At 68.6% G+C, this 684-nt stretch carries 2 protein-coding genes; both read left to right on the top strand.

Features of this window, described 5'->3' with window-relative positions; all coding sequences use genetic code 11:
- On the top strand, positions 1-185 hold a 185-nt coding region (locus tag AACY19_RS26655; protein ID WP_339454475.1), incomplete at its 5' end, for an endonuclease/exonuclease/phosphatase family protein.
- Positions 185-684, top strand: a 500-nt coding sequence (locus AACY19_RS26660) for a patatin-like phospholipase family protein (RefSeq protein WP_339454476.1), incomplete at its 3' end; no start/stop codon positions are given. The genes AACY19_RS26655 and AACY19_RS26660, both read left to right, overlap by 1 nt.

The following is a 684-nucleotide window of genomic DNA, read 5'->3' on the forward strand; positions in this document are numbered from 1 at the left end:
ATTTCGGACACGACTATCCGAGCGTACCGACCGGCCCGAGCTTCCACGCGCGCCGCCCGGTCGGGCGGCTCGACCGGATCATGACGCGCGGCTTTCGCGTGCTTGGCTGCGGCGTGCATGACAGCGCGCTGGCGCGGCGCGCGTCGGACCATTTGCCGATCTGGGCGATACTGGAGCCGCTGTAATGCGCGAAAAGGAACTCCGCCTCGCGCTCGTCTGCTATGGTGGCATCAGCCTGGCGGTGTACATGCACGGCATCACGAAGGAGATCTGGCGGCTGGCGCGCGCCAGCCACGGTTTCCACGCCGGAACCCCGCCCGTCGGCGGCAGCGAGGGCGTGTATCGCACGCTGCTTGAGGAAATCGAGGCCGAGACCGGGCTGCGGCTGCGCGTGCTGGTCGACATCATCGCCGGGGCCAGCGCGGGCGGCATCAACGGCGTGTTCCTGGCACAGGCGATCAGAGCCGGGCAGAGCCTGGAGCCGCTGACCGATTTGTGGCTCGATTCCGCCGATATCGAGGCGCTGGTCGATGAAAAGCAGGCCCCGGCCCACCCGATGACCAAGATCTGGGCGCTGCCGCTGGCGTGGATGGCGGCACGGCGCAGCACCGATGGCATCGACGCCACGGTCGAGCCCGCTGCCCGCGACGAAGTCCGCGCGAAACTGTCGCATTTCGTGCGCTC

The organism is Pseudomonas sp. EA_5y_Pfl2_R50, from assembly GCF_963970475.1.
Classification (GTDB): Bacteria; Pseudomonadota; Gammaproteobacteria; order Pseudomonadales; family Pseudomonadaceae; genus Aquipseudomonas.